Here is a 7,726-nt window from a genome sequence, read left to right as displayed (position 1 = left end):
GTCGAGCCGGTGAGTTCGTCGCTCGTCAGTCGCACATGCTTGCTGTGATCCATGGCTTCGCTCCGTGATTAGGTTGGTCTCTCCTAACCTCATCGAGCCGCCAGCGTTCCGCGAAGGGGTAGGGGGGCCTAAAGTCCACAGCCCTAGGGGCCCCCGCCGCATCGGGTCACATTCGCACAATTTTTTCCGCCACCCGGAAAATCCGGCTGAACTCCACGAAATGACCGAAAAACCACTGCGGAGCATTACGACGTGACAGCGCGTAAGCGCGGGCGGCCCGCGTTCAAGCCGACGCTCGCCCAGCGCAAGCGGGTCTCGCAGGCGGCAGCGGCTGGATGGTCTCACAACCGCATAGCGCTTGGCATCGAGATCGATGTCGACACACTGCGAAAGCACTTTGCGACGGAGCTCGAGCACGGCGGGGCGAAGCACTCGATTGAGGCGCTCGATCTGCTCTGGAAGCAGGCCCGGGGTGGCAACGTCTCCGCGACGAAGAAGCTGATCGAGCTAAACGAGGTCGGCGCCGCGGCTGGGGCGCTACGCGACCGCGAAAAGTCGGGGACCGTAGACGCACCGTCGGTGCCCGCGCCCGCTGAGAAGCTCGGCAAGAAAGAGGAAGCACAGCGCGCCGCTGAGCAGATCGGCGGGATCTACGCGACGCCGGCCGCTCCGAAGCTCGTCGTCAACAACGACTGATGCCCGCGCCGACGTGGTCCACAGCCTGTCCGGATTGGGCGGACCGCATCGTTGCGCGCCGATCGCTCATCCCGTTTGCTCCGCTTTTTCCGGACGAAGGGGAGGCGGCGCTCGCCGTCTTCAAGTCGCTTCGGATGGTCGATCTGCCGGGCCAGCCGACGTTCGGCGAAGCCTGCGACGAGTGGGTGTTCGACTTCGTCCGGGCGATCTTCGGCGCTTATGACCCGGAGCTCGCCGAGCGGCTGATCAGCAACTTCTTCCTGCTGATCTCGAAGAAGAACGGCAAGTCGACGATCGCCGCCGCCATCATGGTCACGGCGCTGATCCGGAACTGGCGACATTCGGCCGAGCTTCTGATCCTCGCGCCCACGATCGAGATCGCGAAGAACAGCTTCGAGCCGGCGGCCGCGATGGTCCGTGCCGACCCTCAGCTGAAGGACCTGCTGCACGTCCAGGACAACTTCCGCCACATCACGCACCGGATAACCCGCGCTGTGTTGAAGGTTGTCGCGGCGGACACGGACACCGTCGGCGGCAAGAAAGCCGCCTTCGTTCTGATCGACGAACTCTGGATCTTCGGCAAACGCGTGAACGCCTCCGCGATGTTCCAAGAGGCGACGGGAGGCCTGGCGACGCGCCCCGAGGGCTTCGTCATCTACCTGTCGACGCAGTCGGACGATCCGCCGGCCGGCGTGTTCAAGGAGAAGCTCGACTATTTCCGCGACGTTCGCGACGGCAAGGTCGAGGATCCGAAGAGCCTGCCGGTGCTCTACGAATTCCCGAAGGAGCTGATCGAGCGGAAGGACTATCTCGATCCGGCGTGGTGGTTCGTCACCAATCCAAATCTCGGCCGGTCGGTCCGAAAGGCCTTCATCGACGAAAAGCTGCGCGAGGCGGAGCGCGGCACGGGCAACGCCCTGCAGACGTTCCTCGCCAAGCACCTGAACGTCCAGATCGGATCGAATCTTCGCGCGAACCGCTGGCCTGGCGCCGAGTTCTGGGAGAGGCGCGCGCTTCCTGCGGGCGATCTCACGTTCGACAGCCTGCTCGATCGCTGCGAGGTAATGACGATCGGGCTCGACGGTGGCGGACTTGACGACCTTTTCGGCTTCAACGCGCTCGGCCGAGAGCGGCAGCAGGGCGAAAATCCGGACCCTCTCGCTCAGCGCTGGTTCGCCTGGTCACATGCATGGTGTCACAAGAGCGTTTTGACGCGCCGCCAATCGATCGCCTCCAAGCTGCTGGACTTTCAGAAGGCTGGCGAACTGACGATCGTCGACGACGAGCTCGACGACATTTCCGAGATCGTGGGCCTCATTCGGCGAGTTCGCGACGCGGGCCTGCTCGCAACCGTCGGCGTCGACCCAGCCGGTCTCGGCGACATGGTGGCGGCGCTCGCGACTATCGGCGTCACGGCCGAGAACGAAACGCTGATCGGTATTCCTCAGGGCTACGGAATTAGGTACGACAAAGCCAAAACCATAAAAAGTGTTTGTGTCATCAATTACTTAGGCCGCCTCCGGGCGGCCTCTTTGTTTGTGCCGAGAGGTGGGCCCGGCGCGGCACCTAAGCCATTGATTTGTAACCGTCCGTAAAAACGCGGCGGCGTCTGGACGCGACATCGATGCGACAAGGAAGCGACATGGAACAGGCTCCTCCGGCCGACCTCTTGAAGGGGTGGAAGGCCATCGGGATCGGCGCGGGCAACCTGAAGCCGGACCAAGCTCGGCACCTCGCCCGCACGGCCGGCCTGCCGATCTTCAAGCTCGGCGGTAAAACGGTCGCCGCTCGCCAGTCGAGCATCAACGCTTGGCTGGCCGAGCGCGAGGCTGCGGCTCGTCCGCAATCCAGACAGCACAACGGCGATCAGGGAAGCTAGCAGTGGGGCCCCGACAGTCGCCGACCGTCCTTCGATCGGCGACTGCGCGACGCTTTAGGCGAAGGTCCCCCGAAAAATGACCCGAGGGCTCGCCGCGAGCTTCGCGCCGAGGCGTTGCTGCCGTCAAGCATTTTGACCTCTTCATCAGAGCGCCCGGCCTGGCCCTGCCTGGCGGTGACATGGAAGCACTTAGGTTCTTCATTCGATCTGAATGAATTGTCGTCTGATAACCATATTTTCTGAAGGCCTCGCCATGTCCGTTCGACCTGCGTTGCGGCCGTATCAGGCCGCGGCGGTGACGGCGCTCGTCTCGGCCGTGCGCGCCGGAGAGCATCCGGTTGCGAGCCTGCCAACCGGCGCCGGGAAGTCCGTCGTCGTGGCAGGCGTCGTCGCCGAGCTGCTGCCGGTCGGCCGCATCCTCGTAGTCGTGCCGTCGCGGGAACTCGCCGAGCAGAACGAGGGCGCGCTGCGGCGCATGCTGCCCGCGGCGTCGATCGGCGTTGCGTGCGCGGCGCTTGGCCGGCGCGAGCTCGACGCCCAGGTGATCGTCGGCACGCCGCAGAGCCTCGCCGGCGCCGTCGGTTTTGATCCCGCCTTCGTCATCGTCGACGAGGCGCATCAGATGCCCTTGCACAAGGGAAGCTGGTTCGCGCGTCTGTTCGCCGGCCTGCCGCGGGGCAGGGCGACGCCGCGCGTGGGCTTGAGCGCCACGACCTTCCGCACCGCCGACGGCGCGATCTACGGCCGGCCGGACTCGTGGTTCACCTGCCAGCCCTATGAGATCGGCGTGCCGGAGCTCGTCGAGGCGGGCTTCCTGGCGCCGGTCCGCTACGTCGCGCCGGCCGCGCTGATGACGGTGCGCGGCGTTGCGCGCAGCGCCGGCGACTACAATCAGGCGCAGCTCGTCCGCGCGAACCTCGAGCAGGTCATCCCGCAAGTCCGCATCGTGCTCGACGCCATGCGGGAGCGGCGCAAGGGGCTGATCTTCGCCGTGACGGTCGACCACGCCCGCGCCTATCTCGACGAGCTCAGGAAGCGCGGTGAACGGCCGGCGTTGATCGTCGGTGCGATTAAGGCGAAGGACCGCGACAAGGCCGTCCGGAGCTTCCGGAACGGCCGCGCGCGCATGGCCGTGACGGTCCAGGCCGCGCTCACCGGCTTCGACGTTCCGGACCTCGACCTGATCGCGTCCTGCCGGCCGACCATGAGCCCGATCATTCACACGCAGTCGATCGGCCGCGGCACGCGCCCGGCGGCGGGCAAGGCCGACCTGCTCGTGCTCGATTTCGCCGCCAACGTCCCGCGGTTCGGGCCCGTGCATGCGCCGCACTTCGACCGCACCGGCCAGCCGCTCGGCGGCGTCGCCCCGTGGCGTTCCTGCCGGGCCTGCGGCACCTACAGCCCGTTCGAGGCCGAGGCGTGCGGCCATTGCGGCGCGCCGCTCGTGGTCGCGCACGCCGTCGACGCGACGCAGCTCGAGTTCGGCACGATCGACTGGACCCGCGAGAGCCGGGCCGTCGAGATCCGGACCGCCGTCCAAGGGACGGAGCGGCTCGCTGTGGAGTCGATGGCGCTTCACGCCTACCGCAAGGCGTCGGACCCGACGTCGCTGTCCTGCATGATCTCATACGGGCTCGGCGGCGGCGCGATCGTGCGGACCTGGTTCAAGCGGCTCGACACGTCGTGGTGGCGGCGGCAGTGGACGATGCTGCTCGGCGACGACCCGGCGCCGCGGACGCTGCGCGAGGCCTGCGCGCGCCGCGGCGAGCTGGTCCGGCCGGCGTCGATTGACCTCGCGAAGGACGGCGCGTTCTGGCGCGTCGTCGCCGTCGACTATGGCGACGCGGCTGACGAGAGCGCCGCCGCGTGATCGCCAGCCGGTTCCTGTTTCACCGGCTGGACCGCCTGCCGGAGCCGCCGATCCGCCGCGAGATCGTGAAGGGCCTTGTGGCTGAGGGCGAGATCGTGGCTCTGGTCGGCTCGCCCGGCGGCGGCAAGTCCGCCTTGGCGGTGCTGCTGAGCACATGCTTCGCGCGCGGCGATGACTTCCTCGGCAGGAAGGTTGAGCAGGGCGGGGTCGTCTACATCGCGGCCGAGCGCGTGAAGGAGACACAACGGCGTCTGCTCGCCAGCGCCGGGCCGGAGGGGCGGATCTTCGTCACGGGCGGGCGGCCTCTATTAGCCGAAGCCAAGGACATCGCAGAGATCGCGGACGGCGTTCGGATGATCGCAGCCATGGCTTCACCCTTGCGGCTCGTCGTGATCGACACGGCGGCGAAGTGCATGCGCGGCCTCGACGAGAACTCCGCCCGTGACGTAGGCCTTGCGGTCGAAGGGCTGACGGTCATCGCCGAGGCCGCGCCGACAGCGATGGTGCTCGTGCTGCATCATCTCGCAAAAGGCGGCTCAAGCATGCGGGGCTCCAGCGCGTTGCTCGGCGCCGTCGACCTCGAGATGACGGTGAGGGCTGGCGGCGGTCGGCGCTTGATCGAAGTGACGAAGGCGAACGCCGTGGCGGAAGGCCAGACATTCCCGTTCCGGCTCGAGCCCATAGAGACCGGCGCCGAGCTCGTGATCGCCGCGCGGCCGTGCGAGGCTCCGGCCTCCTGTCCCGTCTCAGCCAAAGAGCCCATCACCCTGTCGCGGGACGCGCGAACCGCGCTGCGATGCCTTCACGGCCTTGGCGGCGCCGCGGATGTCGAAGCCTGGCGCACCGCGACCTACGCGGCGTTCGGCGATCGGAAGCCCTCGGCAAAGCGGGTCGCCTTCAACAGCGCGCGAAAGCGTCTCGGCGAGACCGGCGTCATCGCCGCGTCCGGCAACAGCGTAAGCGTAAGCGAGGCGTAAGAAAGCGTAAGAACCTTACGCGGGAGACCGTAAGCGTAAGGCGTAAGCGCAGCCCCCTTTTATAGGGGGCGCTTACGCTTCCTTACGCCTCCCGAGGTCGCCGTCGCGTAATGAGGTTCGCTTACACCTTCGGAGCTTTCTGTGTGTGTATGCGACGCGCGCCAGCGCGTCAGCCCCGAAGGGGCGGCCTCTTCGCCTTCCTCGCCGTCGCTAAAGGGCTGCCGGGACGATGCGCTTGCCGGCGACGTCGGCGCGCGACCGGAGGCGACTTCGCCCTGGATCGAAGTCGCCGATCCGGCCTCGTGACACTTGTGACGGCAGTTCTTGTTACCGCCGTATGTGCGCATGCGCGCGCGCACGGTCGTTATCGGCGGAGGCGTCACAAGTGTCACGAGCCTGCCGTGCGCAGGTCGTCGCGTTAGCCTTCGACTGCCGCCGCGATCACGCGAGTGCGGAACCCCGTGCAAGCACAAAATTTCTAAGTCGCTGATGCGACGAGAATTATCGCGACGATCGCGAAACTAACTCTGCGCGATGGGCCCATGCCGGTCCGGCCCCCGTCGGCCTGGACTTTTGACCTCCCCCCGGCGTCGGCTGATGATGCTGGCCATGAGAGCGAGCCTGGATCGGTATCGAAGGCTGGCCGTCGGCTTAGAGCTGATGCGCGCTTGGCCGCGGCGTTCTTACAATCGAGCGGGCCGAAAGGATTAAGGCTGTGGTCGCCGCCAGCCGGATCGACCCTACTGGTTCGGACTATCGCGACTTCAGCAGAGGGCGCGCCGACAGTAGCCAACGCGCCCTCGTAGTTCATACACAAAACCGACGACGGCATGCCTTTATCGCGCAGACACAAAGCGTCGGCATGGCACGCCGAGCTTCCTAAGGTGACGGACAGCGACTGCGGTGTTCAGTTCACGCCGGTCTCGCTTCGCCAAAAAGGCTGCGACATCCTTTGCAGGTCGCCAGTCGCCCGGCGCAACTTGCGCCATCCAGAAACTCGCCCTCTGAGTACGAGTTCTCGCATAGAGGCGCTTGGACGGCAGTTTTATCGATCGTCTCACAGACATCATTCGTCTCCTGTTTAGGAGGCCAGATGTCAGCGTTCGCGTCAGCCAGTACCCAGCGCTCCGGGGGGCGTTCCTGGCTGACGACCGCTTGCGCGGTTGCTTAGACCTCACGTTGTCATAGCGAGGCGGAACCTCAAGGGCCCTCTGAACGCGCTCCCATTCTGCCGATCAAATATGAGGGGCGCAAGCCACGAGATGCCCAACGGAAGGGCTCAGTCGGACCAAACTGTGGCTAGGACATCGGCCGTCCGCCTCAGGACCGACGCGACTTCAGGGCAGGTATATTTGTAGTGCCTTACGTCATAAGGCTTGTCGGTGATCGACGAGATGAGCGCTGCTAGTTCCTTCAGCTTGCCTTGCTCGCCCTTTTTGATTTCGATGACGCTCCGGCCCCACTCGCCTTCTATAGTATTATTGCTCATCCATTCTTTGACTGCCTTGCTTTGCGGCATGGCGTCTCCAATGTCGATATGAACGACATCGCCGGATATCGCTCGCATATATACTGTTACGTACCAGTAAAACAGCTTGCCTTTAGCATCGTTATCAGCGTGTTCCCTATCGTCACAGATGAAGCGATCACTCTTCGAGAGGTCTTTTATGCGTCCATCTGCAAATCCTCCAAACTGACTGAATAGCCGTTTTTTTAGTTCAAGGAGTTCCATCGTAATGGTCCTATTGCATGGCCGAACCATTTGCCAACAGGCCATGCTCGGGTTGCAAGCAAATGATGTCTAGGAAGCTGATTAGGAGCAAGCCCTGTCGACAGCGGGTGGAAACCTCACGGCGCAAGGCCGCGTCCGCTTGAATACGGCGGGGCCGACGTGGCTCGACTAAAGACCATCCGCCCGCGCATCGCGACCATCGATACGCGCCGCATCAAGCCCGCGCCGAAGACCGGCGATCCGCTCTACCACTCGTCGCCCTGGCGCACGCTGCTGAAGCGGATCATGGCCGAGCGCGGCCGACGCTGCGAGGCCTGCGGCGCGACCGGCGGCGTCATCTACGGCGACCACATCGTGGAGGTGAAGGACGGCGGCGCGGAGCTCGACGCCTGCAACGTGCGGCTGCTCTGCGCCCCGTGTCATGGGAAGAAGACGAGCGCGGCTCGGGCGAGGCGGGCGGCCGAGCGGTTCGATTGAACCTTGGAGGCGCGAGCGGCGCAGAAGTCGGAAGGGCGGAAGCTGCGCTCCCGCCCCACTCGGGTGTTCGGCTTTCAGTCGTGGTGCTCGGGCAT

7 protein-coding genes are annotated in these 7,726 nt (G+C 65.3%); 6 read left to right on the top strand and 1 reads right to left on the bottom strand.

The window, feature by feature from the left end; translation table 11 throughout:
• Positions 1-252: 252 nt before the first annotated feature.
• From PKE75_RS13200 to PKE75_RS13180, 5 genes are all read left to right on the top strand, one after another.
• Positions 253-696, top strand: coding sequence for a hypothetical protein (locus PKE75_RS13200; protein ID WP_271169209.1), 444 nt, complete (start codon positions 253-255; stop codon positions 694-696).
• The gene (locus PKE75_RS13195; RefSeq protein WP_271169208.1) at positions 696-2,291 is read left to right on the top strand and encodes a terminase large subunit; all 1,596 of its coding nucleotides are present in this window, start codon (positions 696-698) and stop codon (positions 2,289-2,291) included. The genes PKE75_RS13200 and PKE75_RS13195 overlap by 1 nt, the downstream gene beginning before the upstream one ends.
• Positions 2,292-2,338: 47 nt before the next feature.
• Positions 2,339-2,575 (top strand): DNA-binding protein, encoded by a 237-nt coding sequence (locus PKE75_RS13190; RefSeq protein ID WP_271169207.1) that lies wholly within the window; start codon positions 2,339-2,341, stop codon positions 2,573-2,575.
• A gap of 253 nt (positions 2,576-2,828) precedes the next feature.
• The gene (locus PKE75_RS13185) at positions 2,829-4,445 is read left to right on the top strand and encodes a DEAD/DEAH box helicase (RefSeq protein ID WP_271169206.1); all 1,617 of its coding nucleotides are present in this window, start codon (positions 2,829-2,831) and stop codon (positions 4,443-4,445) included.
• A complete protein-coding gene (locus tag PKE75_RS13180; RefSeq protein ID WP_271169205.1) occupies positions 4,442-5,422 on the top strand; it encodes an AAA family ATPase in 981 nt (326 codons plus the stop codon). Before PKE75_RS13185 ends, PKE75_RS13180 begins: the two co-directional genes overlap by 4 nt.
• A 1,279-nt stretch (positions 5,423-6,701) precedes the next feature.
• Here the strand turns inward: PKE75_RS13180 and PKE75_RS13175 are convergent.
• Positions 6,702-7,154 carry a hypothetical protein gene (locus tag PKE75_RS13175; protein WP_271169204.1) on the bottom strand — a complete coding sequence of 151 codons (453 nt, stop codon included), beginning with the start codon at positions 7,152-7,154 and terminating at the stop codon, positions 6,702-6,704.
• Positions 7,155-7,313: 159 nt separating this feature from the next.
• Here PKE75_RS13175 and PKE75_RS13170 point away from each other — a divergent pair, with 159 nt between their 5' ends.
• On the top strand, positions 7,314-7,631 hold the full coding sequence (locus tag PKE75_RS13170) for an HNH endonuclease signature motif containing protein (RefSeq protein ID WP_271169203.1): 318 nt from the start codon (positions 7,314-7,316) through the stop codon (positions 7,629-7,631).
• Positions 7,632-7,726: the final 95 nt, after the last annotated feature.

The organism is Hansschlegelia plantiphila, assembly GCF_027922265.1.
GTDB classification, from domain to species: Bacteria; Pseudomonadota; Alphaproteobacteria; order Rhizobiales; family Methylopilaceae; genus Methylopila; species Methylopila plantiphila.
Note: the sequence above shows the minus strand (reverse complement) of the source record. Positions and strands in the feature narration are given on the sequence as shown.